This window comes from Rhizobium sp. AAP116 (assembly GCF_001295785.1).
Taxonomy (GTDB): Bacteria; Pseudomonadota; Alphaproteobacteria; order Rhizobiales; family Rhizobiaceae; genus Allorhizobium.
Genome location: NZ_LJIB01000028.1, coordinates 19,659 through 35,800 on the forward strand (window position 1 = coordinate 19,659; position 16,142 = coordinate 35,800).

The window sequence follows — 16,142 nt, forward strand, 5'->3', positions numbered from 1 at the left end:
GGGTGGTCGTCGTTTAGCCCCGCGCCTTCAGGCGCGATGCGGTCTTGTTGTCAGAAGGTCGCCTTGACGGAGAGAAGGAAGCTTCGCCCCTTCTCATGCAGCGGCGTCACATTGCCGAACTCCTGGCCGTAGGTTGCGCGGCTGGCATAGGTCTCGTTCAGGAGGTTCTGCACCTCCGCGCGAAGGGTCATGTGCGGCAGGCTCTCAGGGCTCCATTCGCCAAAGAGGTTTACGACCTCATAGGACCGGTAGGTCGCGTCCCCGGAAGTGTATTCCGGCGCGATTTCGACATCGCCGCCGATGGTCAGACCCCAGTCAGCAAAGCTGTGGCCCGCCGAAAGCACGATGATGTCGCCAACCGGCGTGGTCAGGTAATTGCCGGTATCGGAATCCGCCGGCCGGCCGTCGATCTCCGCATCGACATGCGCATATTTGACCTTGATGAAGCCGTCGATCCAGTCGTAGCCCGCCGCAAGCTCGAAGCCATCAGTCTCCACCTCGTGATTCTGATTGCCCAGCGCGACCGCGAATTTCGCAACGCGGGCATTGTGGATGCGACTGCGGAAAAGGCTCGCTTCCGCCGTTAAGCCATCGTGATGGAATTCGAGGCCGGCCATCAGGTTGTCGGCGGTCGTCACCTCCGGCCCTGCCGCGCCATAGGTCCAGCCGGGGTTCATGATGAAGGCTTCCGCCAGCGGAATGCCGGCCCAGACATGCGAGGCGCCGGCTTTTGCCGTGAGGAAGCGCGTCAGGTCATATTCGATCGCGGCATTGCCGCTCAGCCCCGCATGATCCCATGTCTGGCCCGTGGTGCCCTCGAACCATTGCCGGTCGGCCCGCCCGCCGAAGGATAGCCGCGTGGCCTCGAAGGGTTCGATACGGGCCTGGGCGTAGAGCCCGATATTCCGGGCCGTCTCCGCCGCGTCTTCCGCGTCGCGTGCCGTATCGAGCTCGATCCGGTCGCTGTAGAAATCGAGACCGGCAACCAGATCGCCATCCTCCAGCGCGAACCTGTTCTGCACGCGTCCGTTCAGGCTTCCGCTTGCGCCCCGGCCCGCATAGGAAGCCGGGTTTCCGCTGCCGTCATCGAAATAAACAGGCGTTTCGACCGCGCTGTGACTATAGGCGAGCCGCAACAACGGGTCCCACCAGGCTTCGGGCGTCGTGTCGCTGAAGGTGAAGACGGTGTTGTCCCGGTCGAGCCTGTAGTTTCGGGTGCGGGGTTCCCAGGCTCGGCCGGTTGTGACCACGCTGGCATTGGCACGGAATGGCCGCTCCGCATCGTCGCGGATCCGCTCGTGGCTGATTTCGAAACGCTCGCCGCTCTCTGCTTCGTAGGCGAATTTGCCAAGCCCGCTCAAAAGGTTGGTCGCGGTGCCGCGGACCTCCTCGCCATTGCCGGCATGATAGTTCTCGCCCCTGCCGTAGTTCAGGAAACCAAGGAACTCGAAACCGTCCTGCATCGCCCAGCCGCCGAGCCCGGTGGTGAAGGTCTCGGCGTTGCTGTCATAGGTCTCCGACACCAGTCCGCCGAAACCATCCTCGGACAGAAGGTCCTTCACGGTCCGGGTCTCATAGGCGATCGAGCCGGTGAGTGCGCCGGGACCGGCATCGGCCGGCGCGATGCCAGCATCGATGGTGACGCTGCGCAACAGCGCGGGGTCGATCAGGTTGGTGGCATTGTGGTGGAAGACGCGGTTGTTCTGCCGGCTGCCGTCGATGGTGACGGCAAGTGTCGTCTCTTCGAGGCCGTTGACGAAGACCTTCTGCGAGGTCGCGATCGAGCTGCCGACGCTGACGCCTGCCGTGTCGCGGAAGACATCGGCCATGTCGGACGGATTGCGCTCCGCAAGCGCTTCGGCGTCAACAGTGACTGTGCTGATGCCGCCTTGGATCCGCCGATCCGTGACCTTGATCTCGTCGATCACGGTCGAACCATCCGTCGCGGAGATATCGCCGGGCAGGGCGGGCGACATGTCGCCGATAACGACGACGCCATTGTCGATGCGATAGGCAAGGCCGGTTCCGGTGAGCATTTGCGCGAGCGCCGTGTCCATCGTCAGGGCGCCGGAGACGGCGACCGAGCGCGTGTGGCGGGCAAGCTCCGCGGCGAGCGACACCTGCAGCCCGGACTGCTGCCCAAAGGCGCGCAATGCGTTCGCAAGTGGCTGTGCCGGAATGTCATAAGCCTGCACGGTCTCGCTACCGGCCGCCGTCTGCGCCGCCACAGGCAGGCTGGAGGCCCCCGCCAGAAGCGTAAGCGCGCAAGCGGTCGCCGTCAGCCGGCGGCGCCACGCCGCGCTGATCAAGGCGTCCTGCTTCGCGGGCAGTCTCGTCGAACGCATACTCATTCCCATGCAGAAACCGATCTCGGCTCTGCTTAGATGAAAATACGAGTAATTCAGACAAGTTTTTCAGGATCGTCCGAATTTTTTGCGTCTGGTATGCCTAAGTCCATTTAGTGGATTGATATTGAACGAAAAAATTATCGGCTGGAGATGATCCGCAGATAGGGCGAGGCCTTGCGGATCTGCAGCCCGAAGGGTGCGACAAGCGCCATCAGCGCCTTGTCGGGGTCGCTGAGATCATAGAGGCCGGTCACTCGGAGAGCGGCAATGTCGCTCTCGGGCATGACGATCCAGCCGGCATGTTGGCGCTGGATGAGCGCCACGACCTCGCCCAGCGGCTGGTCGGTGACGGCTAGCTGACCCGTCCGCCAGAGCGCGATGTCGGCGGGGTCGACCTGGCTCCGCTCCGTCTTGCCATCGGCACGCTCGACGTTGACCACGTCACCGGGTTGCAGTGTCAGTTCGGCGCCGGCTTCTGCCTTATCCGGCGTCAGCGCGATCGCCCCATGCGCCAGCTCCACGCGCGTGCCATGACCGGTGTCGCGCACGCTGAAGGCTGTGCCGAGCACCCGGACCGATACATCCGGTGCCGCAACGACAAAGGGGCGGGCGCTATCGCGCTCCACCTCGAAAAAGGCCTCGCCGGAGAGCAGCCGGACATGCCGCGCGCCGCCATCGAAGTCCTCGGCCAACGCCGTTTCCGGAGCGAGCGTCACCTTGGAGCCATCCGCCAGTGTCACGATCTGCGTCTCGCCGACCCCTGTGCGGAAATCTGCCTCGAAGCGCATCTGGAGGGTAGGAGCAACGAGAACGGCGACCAGTGCCGCAGACATCAAGCTGGCGGAGACGATACTGAGGCTGCGGCGCGAGACGCGCCAGCCTTGAGGGTGAGCGGACCGGTTTGGAACGGCATCGATGACCGGCGGAACGGCTTCAGGCGCGGCAGTCGGCATGTCGCCCAGGGCCGCCCAGGTGCGACAGATCCGGGCCCAGGCGCCGGCATGGGCCTCCGAGGCCTGCAGCCAGTCGTCCCAGGCAGCGATCAGCGCCGCGTCGGTCGGTGCCTCGTTGAGGCGCATCAGCCAGTCCATCGCCTCGTCGAGAAGCCGCTCCTGCTGCTGCTGTGGATGATCCGTGACGCTCACCGGCCGACCGTTCCCTGACTGCTGCGTTCGTGTTGTGCGACGACTGCAAGTGTTCCGCCGCCTCCGCGCGACATGGCAGCGCCTATCGCACACTTCTCCGTGCCTATTGAAGATACGATCGACGCCCTGCTTTTTTTCATCTTGCCCCCGGCATTTTTCCGTGTCGCCCCCATCAATGGCTCGCCCGATCCATGGAGAGCGCGATCTTGACCATGCCGCTGCGGATCAGCCGATGGGCGGTCGCAACCGAGATCCCGAGTTCGCCCGCAATCGCCTCCAGCGTCCAGCCTTCGATGCGGTAAAGTTCGATCGCCCGGCGCATATCCGCAGGCAGCCCCTCCAGCGCCTCACGGGCGACGCGGGCCTGGTCGGCAAAAAGAACCGTCTCTTCGGGCGAGCCCGGATCTTGCGGCAGGATCCAGAAGGGCGGATCGATATCGCGCCCGCGCGTCTCGACATTGCGCCGCTTCAACTGATCGAAGGCGAGATTGCGCACGATGCTGTAGAGATAGGCGAGGATCTGGCGCGGCGCATAGCCGACGCCATCCTCCGGCTTCAACCGCAGAAAGGCATCCTGCACGATGTCTTCCGCCTGGTCACGCGAACCCAGAAGCCGGGCGGCATAGCTCACCAGGGCCGTTCTGTTCTCGAGGAAAACCTCAAGATGGCTCTTGGTTTCTGCAGCCATGGGGCGTTCGATGTCACCGGATTAAAATCTGAGTATGGAATGAAGCTTTCGCTTATCCCATTCACCAGATGGTTTCAATCGCGGGAGATGTCGGGATGCGGTTGACTTGCTCGCAACCCATCAAAGGAGTCGCCCGCCGAGGCTGGATCTGCGCTTTTTGCCGATTTCCGCCGCTTTGTGATCATATCGCGTCATTTTCTGCCGCTTTTATTCTATCAGGCCTGCAAGGACACAGTTACTCTGAACGTCCATAGGGGATTCGTCTATGGGGACTGCATGGCACATCTTGCCGAGGGTGAGATCGTAATACCGCGCATTGCGCGCATCGAATGGCCGACCGTCGCATTGGCCTTTTTGATCTACGGGGGATTTATCGCCCTCACTTATTTCTGGCGCGACATTCCGCTTCTGATCCTCGTGCCATTGGGAGCCTGGTTGATTGCCTGGCACGGGTCGCTGCAGCATGAGGTGATCCACCATCATCCGACCCGCCACGACCTGATCAATGATGCGATCGGCGTCCCGCCGATTTCGCTGTGGCTGCCCTATCATGTCTACAAGGCAAGCCATCTCGCCCATCACCGCGACGAGCATCTGACCGATCCGATCGAGGATCCGGAATCCTATTACTTCACCGCCAAGGACTGGGACCGCTTCGGCTGGGCTGGTCGCACGCTGCGGGAGTTCAATCTGACCCTGATCGGCCGCCTGACGGTTGGTCCGGCCATCATCCTCGCCTCCTTCCTCTGGCATGAGGCGATCAAGGTGATCCGCGGCGAGGGCGACAGCCGGCGCCTCTGGGCCTGGCATGGTGTCGGTGTGGCCATCGTGCTCTGGTGGGTGCTCGTCGTCTGCGACATGCCTTTCCTGCTCTTCTTCTTCGGCTTCGTCTATTGCGGCACGGCGCTGTCTCGTCTGCGCTCCTATGCCGAACACCGCTTTGCCGACAATCACGAGGAGCGCACGGCGATCGTCGAGAAAAGCCCGCTCTTCGGCCTGCTCTTCCTCTACAACAACCTGCATGTGCTGCATCACCGCGTGCCGGCGCTGCCCTGGTACATGCTCCCCGGCATCTATGAGCGCCACCGCGATTTCCTCGTGCGGCTGAACGGTGGTCTGGTCTATCGCGGCTATTTCGATGTCGCGCGCCGTTTCCTCTTCCGGCAACACGACCGCCCGACCCATCCGAGGCACTCCTGACAGCGGCCTCTGACACCAGGCTCGTAAGCCTTCGGATGTATGTCGCGCCATCCGTGGTGGCGGAGGCGCAGCGGGTGCTCTGGGCCTTCCTGCGCGACCATCTGCGCAGTGCAGGCATGGCCGGCCTGCCCGAGATCCTGGACGAGGCCTTGCCCCACCACGAGGCCTGGCTCGATCCGCGCCTCGTGCTTGCCCAGACCTGCGGCTTCCCCTTCGTCAAACATCTGAAGGGCAGTGTCCGGCTTGTCGCCACCCCGGTCTACGAGGCCCCGGGCTGCTCCGGCGCTGACATGTGCAGTTTCATCGTCGCCCGCGAGAGGGGCGCACCAACAGACCTTGCGGCCTGCCGGGGACTGAGGACTGCGATCAACGAAACCGGCAGCAATTCCGGCTACAATCTGCTGCGCGCGGCAATTGCCCCGCATGCCGGCGGTCGCGCCTTCTTCGCCGACATCCTCGAGACCGGCGGCCATCTCGCGAGCATCGAGGCCGTGCGAAATGGTCAGGCCGATCTCGCGGCGATCGACTGCATCACCTATGATCTCCTGCGCCGCCATGCCCCGGAAGAGATCGAAGGCCTTGTCATCCTCACTGAAACCCCACGCGGACCCAATCTGCCTTTCATCACCAGGCTGTCTGCCTCGGATCATGAGATCGCCTTGCTCCGCGCCGCACTGAAGGCCGCCATCGCTGCACCCGAACTCGGAGGTGTCCGTCAGACGCTTGGGCTTAAGGAGGTGGTCGTGCTGCACGAGAGCGCCTACGACATCCTGCTCGCGCATGAACAGGCAGCGATCGCAGCGGGCTATCCGGATCTGCGTTAGGCTTCCTTCCAAAACTGTGGCAGGTCGGAAAGACCCCTTAACTTACAGCTTCACCTTGACCGGGCGCCAGACGATGGTCTCCGGCGTGCGGTCGTAAGGGTTGTCCATCAGGGTGATCTTGCAGTTTCGCGTGTCGCACTGCTTGCAGCGGAACTTGAGCGAGAACGGGTCGCGGCCGTGGCCGTAGAAGCTGGCGAGATCCTTGGCCAGAAACCGACCCTGGTTCTGACATTCACGACAGGTGGCAACCACCAGCATGTTGTGGCGAAGCGCTTTTCCAAGGGTATCGATCGTCTGGGTCATGACTGCGATCTTGAACAAAACAAGAACATCGTCAAGTGCGCACATGATCACGAAACGCTGCTGCCCCTGGTTTTCAAGGCTTTTTGCAAGGGAGCGGAGCCCCGCGGGCGCGGCATTTCTCTTGGCGGCTAGGTCACTGAAAATTAACCATAAATTCTGCCGGTTGTAAGGTAACTGTTAACCTTGATCTCCCTATAAAGAATGCGCTTCCACCAAGGTAGTGCGTCGCGAAGCGCTCGGTTTCTGTATTGCGTATCGGGGAGGGCGTCATCCACGGCGTCCTCCCGCGCACGCCATAGACCGGGTGTTCAGAGGGCATGAGGCCCCGGCGGCGATTGGTGCACGGCGCATGCCACGAAGCCCGTCCGGTTGGACCGGACCTGGAAACAAAAAGCCTCCACGCCATGCTGGCGGGAGGCTTTTCCATTTTCTGAAGCGCGCGGGGGGTATCAGCTTGCCGTCAGGAATTCCGCGCAATAGCTCTTGCCGCCATTTGTGCCCGGCCGGTCGACGACCGTGCGAACGCTGCGGATGATATAGTCGGAAGAGACCGTGAGCTGGACCTCGCAGCGCAGATATTCGGTGCGCGCGCGGGTGAGAAGCTTGCCCCTCTTGCCGTCGCCGAGATCCTCGTATGTCGCCGGCACGACCCGGGTCTTGAAGCCACCGCGCCAGGTATAGAGCGTCGCCGAACCGGAGGCCGCATCCGAGACGGGCGGTCCGAACTTGGCGAAGAAGGCGCCTGCCTGTTGGCCGTTCCAGCGCGTTTCGATCTCGTTCGTCGGTGCTCCACCCACCGTCGTGCAGCCTGCAGCAGCCAGGCAAAGCGCTGCGATCAATCCCGTCGTCGTGCTTTTCAGCAAATTCATTGTCACTGTCCCTTGAACCCCATGAGGGCCGTCGTCGGCGCCATGCCGCCGGGCGCATTCGGCCCACACCTGCTTTACTGCGAAACCGGCACGGACGAAATGGTCGTGGCTCCTTGTGCGACGCAATTTTTACGACGGTGACTTGCCCGCAACGGCGCGCCGCTCCAGCGCCAGACGATCCCCGCAGCCTTGCGGACAGCTGTCGATCATCGACAATTAAGCCAATGAATTCAGCAGCATGAAGTTCACGTCACGAAAACTTCAACTTTCTCGCCGCTTTTTGCGTTTCCCTGCTTGTGCAACGAAAATCGCTGGTCTATAGAAGCGCCGCTGGTCACGGAGTGTAGCGCAGTCTGGTAGCGCACCACGTTCGGGACGTGGGGGTCGAGTGTTCGAATCACTCCACTCCGACCAGTTTGATTTCCCGAAATTTCCCCCGCTTGTCCCCCATAATAGGCTGCCCAGTAGACGATGTGCGGCGTCGGCTTGCTGTATCTCTAGCCCGGTCAAGTTGTATATCCTGCAAACAGTGGTAGTGGATACGCATCTCCCATTTCGCTCCCAGATGGGGATTGCCTCAGTAAGTCATTGCTGAGGAACGCAGATTAGTCTATCTTGAATTGTATTCGGCGACGCAGGCAGGGATCGGCCCGGCTGAAAATGCCACCATTGATTGCAATCGGGATGGTCGGGTGAGCGTGATCCCAGGGACGAGAAAACGTCGTCAGCGCCAGTACAAGGTGACCCTATCGGATGTGGCCCAAAGGGCCGGTGTCAGCGCGATCACCGTCTCCCGCGCCTTGCGCGATCCCGAAAAGGTCTCGCCGCAACTGCGGGACACGATCCTCAAGGTTGTCGAAGAGATGGGCTACGTGCCCGATCTCGCGGCCCGTGCCCTTGCCAGCAAGAACAGCGGTCTCGTTGGCGTGCTCTCGCCCGGCCTGACCAGCCACGCCTTCCTCGCCCTGATCCGCGGTATCGAAGATCGCGTTCGTCCCTCCGATCTGCGCATTCAATATGCCAGCGCAGACAGCGACAGCGAAGATCAGCTGCACCAGCTGCGCTTCTTCATGTCACAGAACCCCGCCGGCCTCATCCATGTCGGCCAGATCGGCGACCCCGCGATCGACGATCTCCTGCGTCGCGCGCCGTGCCCCGTTGTCGAGATCATGGATATCAGCCGTCAGCCGACGGATATGGCGGTTGGGATCGACCACCGTCTGGCCGCAGAGACGGCGACGCGGCATCTGCTGGCGAAGGGCTACAGACGCATTGCCATGCTGGGGGGGGCCTGGGATTTTCGTGCCCGGCGCCGACAGGAGGGCTTTCAGGCCGTGCTGGAGGAAGCCGGGCTTTATGATCCGGCCCTCGTGCTCTCGATCGACAGCAGCACGAGCGTTGGTCTCGGCTGTCATTTGCTGGATCGGCTGAGGAGCGAGTTTCCGGATGCCGATGCCGCCTTTTGCCACAATGACGACATTGCGCTCGGCGCGTTGTTCGAATGCCAGAGGCGCGGTCTCGGCGTCCCCGATGATTTCGGCATCTGCGGCTTCAACGATCTCGAATATGCCGGCTTTGCCTTCCCGGCGATCACGTCGGTGCGCGTTCCCCGTTACGAGATCGGCTATCGTGCCGTGGACATGATCATCCGCGCCTCCGGATCGGGCGCCTATCCGGCAAAGGTCGTCGATCTCGGCTACCAGCTCGTGTCGCGCGGATCGACGGCCCGCGACGGATGACACCAGGGTCGGCCGCGCGGGCACGTGTGTCTGAGCCGCTCAGGCGGCCCGGTTCATCCGGAAGGAAGCCGCGCCGGACTGCTGGTTGCCGAGATTGAACTGCCCGATCATGCCGCGCAGCTTGTGTGTTTCCGTCGACAGCGTCGAGGCGGCAGCACTGCTTTCCTCGACCATCGCCGCGTTCTGCCGGGTCATCTGGTCCATGCCGTTCACGGCGCTGTTGACCTCGACCAGACCGGACGACTGTTCGCGCGCCGCCGTCGAAATGGCAACGACATGGTCGTTGATCTCGACGATGAGCTGACTGATCGATTTCAGTGCCCCACCGGTATCGCTGACCAGCTTGACCCCTGAGGCCACCTCGCTTGCCGAGTTCTGGATGAGATCCTTGATCTCCTTCGCCGCCTTTGCCGAACGTTGTGCGAGCTCGCGAACTTCCTGGGCAACGACGGCAAATCCACGGCCGGCTTCACCGGCGCGCGCTGCCTCGACGCCGGCATTCAGCGCCAGCAGGTTGGTCTGGAAGGCGATCTCGTCGGCAAACGGCTCGGTCAGCTGGAAGCCGAAGTCACCGGAACAGAGCCGCTTCAGCGCGTCCCTGAGCGAGCTCACGGTCCGGACGCGTGCCGTCGCGTCGGTCGCGAACTTGACCACCTTCACCACCTTGCCATGGATGTCGAGGATCGGATTGTAGGAGGCGGACATGATCACCTTCTTGCCGTCCTTCATCATGCGCGGGAATTCGGCGGCGATATATTGGCCATCACGCAGCCTCTGCCAGAACGTCTTGTCGTCCTCGGAATTTGCATGCGGCTTGTCGACGAGCATGCTGTGATGCTGTCCGATGATTTCCGTCGGCGAATAGCCCATCATGTTGAAGAAGTTCTGATTGACGCTCATGATCTTGCCATCGACAGACAATTCGATGATCGCCTGGGAGCGGGAGATCGCCGCGATCTGGGCCGCATAGTCGACATTCAGAAGACGTGCCTTTGCGTCGGCCCATTCGACCACGAACCCGACCGTTTTCGCGCCATGCTTCAACGGCGTGACGAGCAGGTCGAACACCCGGGTGCCGACGGTGATCGTTGCGCTGTGGCGGTTCTTCAGCGCGGCCAGCATGTTGCGCTGATGCGAGGGGTTCTTGTGGAAGACGTCGATATTGCTGCCGATCAGGGTCGCAACACTGAACTTCGGCAACTCCTTCTTCAGGTCGGCTTCGGCTTCCTTCAGCAGGTCCATGACCGCAGGGTTCATATAGGTGACGTTGAGATTGGCGTCCGCGACCATGACATTGGCCTGCAGCGCATCCGCGAAAATTAGAGGCGGAAAAAATGCATGCAAGAAATAAATGAAGAGCTAAAATACAAGCGCCCTGTCTACCTTTCATGCGATTTTTTGTAGTGCCCTGGGCCGAGCAAGCCTTGAAGCGGCGCGGACGGGGCAGGGGATGACAGGTCGGAGGACCAGCGAAGAACTACCAACGCGTACTGTCGCGAACAGGAGCCACAACGAGGGGAACCCGAGGCGAGATTGACGAGTGCGCTCACTCAGCCTTTTGAAGGGCCGGGGCCGCCGTTGCCAGCGCCTCCAGGAAGACATCCATGTTCGACATGAAGGAGACGCCGGTGATCGGAGGGAGGTTCCCGTAGGCCGCGCCGCCGATCCAGATGTCGATATAGGGCGAAAGCGACGATCGCAGCGTCTCGAGATGGAGCTGCAAAGTCGCCCTGCGTCCGACAAGCGCACTCAGGCAGACGCAGACGACCTCACGCCGACGGGCCGCATCGGCGATGTCTCTGGCCGGCAGGCTCGCGCCGAGAAACAGCGCGTTCCAGCCCCTGAGCCGCGCGAGCAGGGTCACGACCAGCGCTCCGACGTCGTGATCTTCCTTTTCCGGGGTCGTGGCGATCAGGCGCGGCGCGTCAGGTGACGGCATCGGACATCGGTCGAAGAGCCCGCCGAGGACGCGCTTGATATACGCTGTCGTCATATGCTCCGCCGCGATCGAGACCTCGCCGGCGGCCCATTTCGAGCCGACTTCGCGCATCAGCGGCAGCGCGGTGACGCGAATGAAATCTTCGGGCGCTTCGGTTTCAGCGCGTGCCTGCAAGAGCGCCTGCAGACGATCACTGTCCATGTCCTTTATCGCTTCGATGATCTCCGAAATGGTTCGCCGGCCCGCCAGTTCGCATTCGAGCCGCGACAAGGCCTCGTTGGACAATGGCACGAGCGAGCTGATCCGGTGGCCGCCGTCGCTGCAGGTCTTCAACAGCCGTAGCCGTTCCACCTGTTCGCGGGTGTAGAAACGCCGTCCCGTGGGGCTGCGCTCCGTAGGCTCAAGTCCATAGCGCCGCTCCCAGGCATGCAGCAGCAGTTTCGAGATCCCGCTCGTGGCAAGTGTTTCGGCCAGGCCAATCAGCACTTCCCTCTCCTGCTGCCTGTTGCGATGCATGCCCACCCCTAGCTGATTTGCAGCACATATTAGCGTGGCATTTCAGGAAGGAAAGCGGGCTGGCTGTCGCGACTTGAAACGCAAACGGCCCGCGCAAGGCGAGCCGTTCGGTATCGGTGCGACCGTGTGGCCTGGTCTGCCTGTCAGCCGTCGATATCATCCAGCAGCTGACGGGCGGCGCTCGTCGTGACACGGCGTGTCTCGACTTCGTCGCGGCGGCTGGCGAGCAATTCGGTTGCCAGCAGCTGTTCTGCAAGATCTGCCGGCAGCGACAGGATCACGCGCCCCTCATGGGCGTTGAGCCCGCTAAGTTCGGTGCGCTTGGCGCTAATCATGCCGCCGGCCACCGTGTTGTTGGTATCAGGATCGATCAGGATGAAGGCGCCGGTGCCGCGGTTGAGCTCATAAGGATCGAAGATCGCGGTTTCGTCGAAGGCAAGCTGCACCTTGCCGATCGCGTTCATCTGCAGCATCTCGGCCGCCTGCCACTTGCCGGACTTGAGGTCGAGCTGCTGCACAGGCTGGACCTGCACGCGCTGGCGCCGCGAGCCGGCTTTCAGCCAGTAGCGCTTACCCGGCACGATGCCATCCGGCTGCAGGGCGACGATCTGTGCGTCGAAGGCAAGCCCCGTCTGCGGCTGGGCGTCGAGCGAAACGATCATGTCGCCACGCGCCACGTCCACCTGCCGGTCGAGCACCAGCGTGATCGCATCGCCTGAAACGGCGGCATTGCGCACGAGGTCGAAGGTGACAATCTGCTTGACGTTGGCGATCTGCCCGGATGGAAGGATGGCGACACTGTCGCCGGGCTTCACCGCACCGCCGGCAACCGTGCCCTGATAGCCACGGAAGCTCTCGCCCGGACGCGAGACGCGCTGGACGGGCAGGCGGAAGCCGGTCGACTGGCCGGAGCGCAACGTGGCGAGTTCAAGCGTCTCGACCAGTGTCGGGCCTTCGTACCACGGGATCACCGAGCGGCCGGAATAGACGACGTTCTCGCCCTTCAGCGCCGACATCGGGATCGCGGTCACCTGGCGCACGCCGAGCGTCAGCGCCAGAGCCTTGAACTCGGTGCTGATCTGGTCGAACACGGCCTTGTCGTATGAGACGAGGTCGAACTTGTTCACCGCCAGCACGAACTGCTTGATGCCCATCAGCGAGGCGATGGTGGCATGGCGGCGGGTCTGTTCGAGCAGGCCGGCGCGGGCGTCAACCAGAAGGATCGCAAGATCCGCCGTCGAGGCGCCGGTTGCCATGTTGCGGGTATACTGCTCATGGCCGGGGGTGTCGGCCACGATGAAGGAGCGGCGATCGGTGGCGAAATAGCGATAGGCGACATCGATGGTGATGCCCTGTTCGCGTTCGGCCTGCAGACCGTCGAGCAGCAGCGCGAAGTCGGGCAGGCCGAGATCGTTTTGGCTCCCGGAATCGCGGCGCAGCGTCGCCGCCTGGTCTTCCTTGACGGCCTTGGTATCCCAGAGCAGGCGACCGATCAGCGTCGACTTGCCGTCATCGACGGAGCCGCAGGTGATCAGGCGAAGGGGACGCGAGTCGCGGATGACGGGTGCGGCTTCGGTTTGGGTTGCCTCGGAGGCGAGGGCGGTATTGGCAGCTGCGGTCATCTCAGAAATATCCTTCGCGCTTCTTCTTTTCCATCGAGCCGGACTGGTCGCGGTCGATGGCGCGGCCCTGGCGTTCGGAGACGGTGGCGATTTCGAGTTCGGCGATTACCTCGTCGAGGGTGGTCGCATTGGAGCGGATGCCGCCGGTCAGCGGCCAGCAACCGAGCGTGCGGAAGCGTAGGTTTCCTTCCTGGATCTGTTCGCCCGGCAGCGGCTCGAAGCGGGGATCTTCCGCCCACATCAGCATGCCGTCGCGCTCCACATACTTTTGGCTCTTCGCATAGTAGAGCGGCGGCAGCTCGATGTTTTCGGCCTGGATGTAGCGCCAGATGTCGACTTCGGTCCAGTTCGACAGCGGGAAGGCGCGCACGCTTTCACCCCGGCGGATCATGCCGTTATAGATGTTCCAGAGTTCCGGACGCTGGTTGCGCGGATCCCATTTGTGGTCGGGCGTGCGGAAGGAATAGATGCGCTCCTTGGCTCGGCTCGCTTCCTCGTCGCGGCGCGCGCCGCCAAAGGCCGCGTCATACTTGCCGGCATCGAGCGCCTGGCGCAGCGCTTCCGTCTTCATCACGTCGGTATGATAGGACGAGCCATGGCTGAATGGGCCGATGCCTTCTTGCTTGCCGCGCGGATTGGTGTGCACGATCAGGTCGAGATCGAACTTCTCAGCAGTCGCATCGCGAAACGCGATCATCTCGGGGAATTTCCAGCCGGTGTCGATGTGCAACAGCGGGAAGGGCACGCGGCCGGGGAAGAAGGCCTTGCGCGCCAGATGCAAGAGCACCGAACTATCCTTGCCGATCGAATAGAGCATGACCGGCTTTTCGAACTCGGCCGCCACTTCGCGGAAGATATAGATGGCCTCATTCTCCAGCGCCTTCAGATGCGGATCAAGCGGCGGCTTGGTGACGGGATCCTTGGAATGCGGATCAAATTCGGATGTGTGTACGTGCATTTTTCTTCCTTTGAGCTTCCGCCCGCATGTGTCTTTTGGGGTTGCCCCTCATCCCCGGCGCAACAAGTTGCGCCTGAGCTGCCGCCACCTTCTCCCCGTGAACGGGGAGAAGAGCCTTGTGGCGCCGTCTGCGGCTATCCCCTTCTCCCCGCTTGCGGGGAGAAGGTCCCGGCAGGGGGATGAGGGGCAAATCCAAGGGCATTCAGTTGTTCAAGCCGGCGTCGGCACCGAAGACGCTGCCGCCTCCGGAACGTGCAGCCCGCATTCCCGCTTCTCGTCATTCTCCCACCACCAGCGCCCGGCGCGCTCCGGCTCGCCGGGCTTGATCGCCCGGGTGCAGGGTTCACAGCCGATCGAGGGGTAACCTCTGGCATGCAGCGGGTTGACCGGCACGCTCTCGGTCTCGACGTAAGCGTTGATGTCGTCGAGCGACCAGTCGGCCAGCGGGTTCACCTTGATCAGGTCGCGCTCGGCGTCATATTCGGCAAAGGGCGTGGCCGCACGGTTGCCGGACTGGGAGCGGCGCAAGCCGGTGATCCAGAAGCGGGCGCCGGTGAGCGCCTCCGCCAAAGGCACCAGCTTGCGCACATGACAGCAGGCATGGCGGGCTTCGACGCTTTCGTAAAAGCCGTTCAACCCGAACTTTGCCGCATAGGCGTCGATATCGTCCTGGCGCGGATAAAAGCGCTTGATCGAAATCCCGAAGCGTTCTTCAGTCTCGGCGATCAACTCGACCGTCTCCTTGAAAAGTCGCCCCGTCTCCAGCGTCGAGACATCGATCGGCAGCTGGCCAAGCCCGATCGCCGCCGTGATCACCTGGTCCTCGATGCCGAGCGACGTGGTGAAGACGGCGCGGCCATCGAGAGCTGAAACGATACGCAGGCGTTCGGTGAGGTCTGCCGATGCGAGTTGCTGGTCCAGTGCCCTGGCCAGATCTGCGGAGGTGTTGATGGTCATCATAGGGTCCCTGCTCAGTGGTGCCATTATCCGGCATGAGCGGGGGGACGGACAGAAATCGACATGCGCCGAGGCGGAGACAAAGAGCAAATATCTCTCTTGCGCGCCGATATCGCGGCAATTCGTGCCGCAGGGCTCAAATGATCCATGGAATGCCATGGCAAATTACGCTATGGCCGGACCCATGTTTGTGGCACCGGTTCTGGCAGACTTTGACGCTCGATGATCACACAGAAAGCCAAATATGCGCTAAGGGCGCTGACGCTTCTCGCCCGCGCCGAGCCGGGCGAGCCGATCCAGATCCCTGATATTGCCGACAAACAAAAGATCCCGAAGAAATTCCTCGAGCAGATCATGCTCGACCTGAAGCGCGGCGGCATGGTCGAAAGCCGGCGTGGCAAGCAGGGCGGCTATCTCCTGCTGCGCCCGGCCAACGACATCACCTATGGCGAAGTGCTGCGCCTGATCGATGGTCCGGTGGCACCTCTGCCCTGCCTGTCACTGACAGCCTATCGCCGCTGCGAGGATTGCGACGGCGAAAACGATTGCGAGATCCGCCGCGTCTTCGCGCGTGTCGCCGATGAAACCCGGGCCGTGCTGCTCTCGACGAGCCTTGCAGATGCCGCAGGCGAGGTCAGCGAACCTCCCCATTGACCGGGACGAGCCTCGGGCGCCGCGCACCAATCCTACAGACGCAAAAAAAAGGCCCCGGGACTGATGCCCCGAGGCCCACCACGCACCCTTGGATCAGGAAGCGTTGGAAACTGTGCGGGTGACGAGGGTCACCGACTTGTCGGCATTGACCTTGTAAACTTCGCGAACGTCGCGGCCGTCACCGTTTGCGAAGGTGTGGAAGAAGGTCGAACCAACAGGTGCCTTTTCCAGCTGAACGTTTGCGTTGTCATAGGTGATCGAGCCCGGAATCGGCTGGACGGAAGCGAAGGCTGCCGAACCGGCTGCGAGGGTGATCAGGGCTGCAGAGATGATGGTCTTCATGGTTATATTCCTTTGTGCGTTGGGTTGGCGGCGGCTCA

The 16,142-nt window shown here is 62.4% G+C and carries 15 protein-coding genes and 1 tRNA gene; 5 read left to right on the top strand and 11 right to left on the bottom strand.

All coding sequences use genetic code 11. From position 1 onward, the window contains the following. Window positions 1-50 precede the first annotated feature (50 nt). The 3 genes from IP85_RS17420 to IP85_RS17430 form a co-directional block, all read right to left on the bottom strand. Window positions 51-2,345: a TonB-dependent receptor gene (locus IP85_RS17420; protein ID WP_054150950.1), complete on the bottom strand. Its 2,295-nt coding sequence runs from the start codon at window positions 2,343-2,345 to the stop codon at window positions 51-53. A gap of 140 nt (window positions 2,346-2,485) precedes the next feature. Continuing rightward, entirely contained in the window at window positions 2,486-3,493 is a 1,008-nt protein-coding gene (locus IP85_RS17425; protein WP_054150951.1) for a FecR family protein, read from the bottom strand. Between the two features lie 172 nt (window positions 3,494-3,665). Continuing rightward, a complete protein-coding gene (locus IP85_RS17430; RefSeq protein WP_054150952.1) occupies window positions 3,666-4,181 on the bottom strand; it encodes a sigma-70 family RNA polymerase sigma factor in 516 nt (171 codons plus the stop codon). Between the two features lie 276 nt (window positions 4,182-4,457). On the opposite strand from IP85_RS17430, the gene IP85_RS17435 reads away from it, so the two are divergent. Both IP85_RS17435 and IP85_RS17440 read left to right on the top strand, forming a co-directional pair. After that, on the top strand, window positions 4,458-5,381 hold the full coding sequence (locus tag IP85_RS17435; RefSeq protein WP_054150953.1) for a fatty acid desaturase: 924 nt from the start codon (window positions 4,458-4,460) through the stop codon (window positions 5,379-5,381). 35 nt (window positions 5,382-5,416) lie between these two features. Beyond that, window positions 5,417-6,205 (top strand): PhnD/SsuA/transferrin family substrate-binding protein, encoded by a 789-nt coding sequence (locus IP85_RS17440; protein ID WP_054150954.1) that lies wholly within the window; start codon window positions 5,417-5,419, stop codon window positions 6,203-6,205. A gap of 42 nt (window positions 6,206-6,247) precedes the next feature. Here IP85_RS17440 and IP85_RS17445 read toward each other — a convergent pair whose 3' ends face one another. Then, window positions 6,248-6,508, bottom strand: a complete 261-nt coding sequence (locus IP85_RS17445) for a hypothetical protein (protein ID WP_040300825.1) — start codon at window positions 6,506-6,508, stop codon at window positions 6,248-6,250. A 449-nt stretch (window positions 6,509-6,957) separates the two neighbouring features. Next, entirely contained in the window at window positions 6,958-7,377 is a 420-nt protein-coding gene (locus IP85_RS17450) for a hypothetical protein (protein ID WP_054150956.1), read from the bottom strand. Between the two features lie 337 nt (window positions 7,378-7,714). Between IP85_RS17450 and IP85_RS17455 the strand changes: the two genes are divergently transcribed. Continuing rightward, window positions 7,715-7,791: transfer RNA gene (locus tag IP85_RS17455), tRNA-Pro, on the top strand. A 278-nt stretch (window positions 7,792-8,069) separates the two neighbouring features. Then, on the top strand, window positions 8,070-9,116 hold the full coding sequence (locus tag IP85_RS17460; protein WP_245280895.1) for a LacI family DNA-binding transcriptional regulator: 1,047 nt from the start codon (window positions 8,070-8,072) through the stop codon (window positions 9,114-9,116). Between the two features lie 39 nt (window positions 9,117-9,155). On the opposite strand, the gene IP85_RS17465 is transcribed toward IP85_RS17460, so the two are convergent. The 5 genes from IP85_RS17465 to IP85_RS17485 form a co-directional block, all read right to left on the bottom strand. Next, window positions 9,156-10,406: a methyl-accepting chemotaxis protein gene (locus tag IP85_RS17465; protein WP_245280896.1), complete on the bottom strand. Its 1,251-nt coding sequence runs from the start codon at window positions 10,404-10,406 to the stop codon at window positions 9,156-9,158. 256 nt (window positions 10,407-10,662) lie between these two features. Next, window positions 10,663-11,571, bottom strand: coding sequence for a B12-binding domain-containing protein (locus IP85_RS17470; RefSeq protein ID WP_082347786.1), 909 nt, complete (start codon window positions 11,569-11,571; stop codon window positions 10,663-10,665). A gap of 143 nt (window positions 11,572-11,714) precedes the next feature. After that, the gene (gene cysN / locus IP85_RS17475; RefSeq protein ID WP_054150959.1) at window positions 11,715-13,193 is read right to left on the bottom strand and encodes a sulfate adenylyltransferase subunit CysN; all 1,479 of its coding nucleotides are present in this window, start codon (window positions 13,191-13,193) and stop codon (window positions 11,715-11,717) included. Between the two features lies 1 nt (window position 13,194). Further along, window positions 13,195-14,151, bottom strand: a complete 957-nt coding sequence (gene cysD, locus IP85_RS17480) for a sulfate adenylyltransferase subunit CysD (protein ID WP_054150960.1) — start codon at window positions 14,149-14,151, stop codon at window positions 13,195-13,197. 210 nt (window positions 14,152-14,361) lie between these two features. Further along, window positions 14,362-15,108: a phosphoadenylyl-sulfate reductase gene (locus tag IP85_RS17485; RefSeq protein WP_054150964.1), complete on the bottom strand. Its 747-nt coding sequence runs from the start codon at window positions 15,106-15,108 to the stop codon at window positions 14,362-14,364. Window positions 15,109-15,330: 222 nt separating this feature from the next. Here IP85_RS17485 and IP85_RS17490 point away from each other — a divergent pair, with 222 nt between their 5' ends. Continuing rightward, window positions 15,331-15,762 carry an Rrf2 family transcriptional regulator gene (locus IP85_RS17490; protein WP_054150961.1) on the top strand — a complete coding sequence of 144 codons (432 nt, stop codon included), beginning with the start codon at window positions 15,331-15,333 and terminating at the stop codon, window positions 15,760-15,762. A gap of 93 nt (window positions 15,763-15,855) precedes the next feature. Here IP85_RS17490 and IP85_RS17495 read toward each other — a convergent pair whose 3' ends face one another. Next, window positions 15,856-16,104, bottom strand: a complete 249-nt coding sequence (locus IP85_RS17495; RefSeq protein WP_054150962.1) for a hypothetical protein — start codon at window positions 16,102-16,104, stop codon at window positions 15,856-15,858. Window positions 16,105-16,142: the final 38 nt, after the last annotated feature.

Excerpts from the sequence above, each read along its gene's own strand:
- IP85_RS17420 (WP_054150950.1), bottom strand. The coding sequence starts at position 2,345 with ATGCGTTCGACGAGACTGCCCGCGAAGCAGGACGCCTTGATCAGCGCG.
- IP85_RS17430 (WP_054150952.1), bottom strand. The coding sequence starts at position 4,181 with ATGGCTGCAGAAACCAAGAGCCATCTTGAGGTTTTCCTCGAGAACAGA.
- IP85_RS17435 (WP_054150953.1), top strand. The coding sequence starts at position 4,458 with ATGGCACATCTTGCCGAGGGTGAGATCGTAATACCGCGCATTGCGCGC.
- IP85_RS17440 (WP_054150954.1), top strand. The coding sequence starts at position 5,417 with ATGTATGTCGCGCCATCCGTGGTGGCGGAGGCGCAGCGGGTGCTCTGG.
- IP85_RS17445 (WP_040300825.1), bottom strand. The coding sequence starts at position 6,508 with ATGACCCAGACGATCGATACCCTTGGAAAAGCGCTTCGCCACAACATG.
- IP85_RS17450 (WP_054150956.1), bottom strand. The coding sequence starts at position 7,377 with ATGAATTTGCTGAAAAGCACGACGACGGGATTGATCGCAGCGCTTTGC.
- IP85_RS17465 (WP_245280896.1), bottom strand. The coding sequence starts at position 10,406 with ATGGTCGCGGACGCCAATCTCAACGTCACCTATATGAACCCTGCGGTC.
- IP85_RS17470 (WP_082347786.1), bottom strand. The coding sequence starts at position 11,571 with ATGCATCGCAACAGGCAGCAGGAGAGGGAAGTGCTGATTGGCCTGGCC.
- cysN (WP_054150959.1), bottom strand. The coding sequence starts at position 13,193 with ATGACCGCAGCTGCCAATACCGCCCTCGCCTCCGAGGCAACCCAAACC.
- cysD (WP_054150960.1), bottom strand. The coding sequence starts at position 14,151 with ATGCACGTACACACATCCGAATTTGATCCGCATTCCAAGGATCCCGTC.
- IP85_RS17485 (WP_054150964.1), bottom strand. The coding sequence starts at position 15,108 with ATGACCATCAACACCTCCGCAGATCTGGCCAGGGCACTGGACCAGCAA.
- IP85_RS17490 (WP_054150961.1), top strand. The coding sequence starts at position 15,331 with ATGATCACACAGAAAGCCAAATATGCGCTAAGGGCGCTGACGCTTCTC.
- IP85_RS17495 (WP_054150962.1), bottom strand. The coding sequence starts at position 16,104 with ATGAAGACCATCATCTCTGCAGCCCTGATCACCCTCGCAGCCGGTTCG.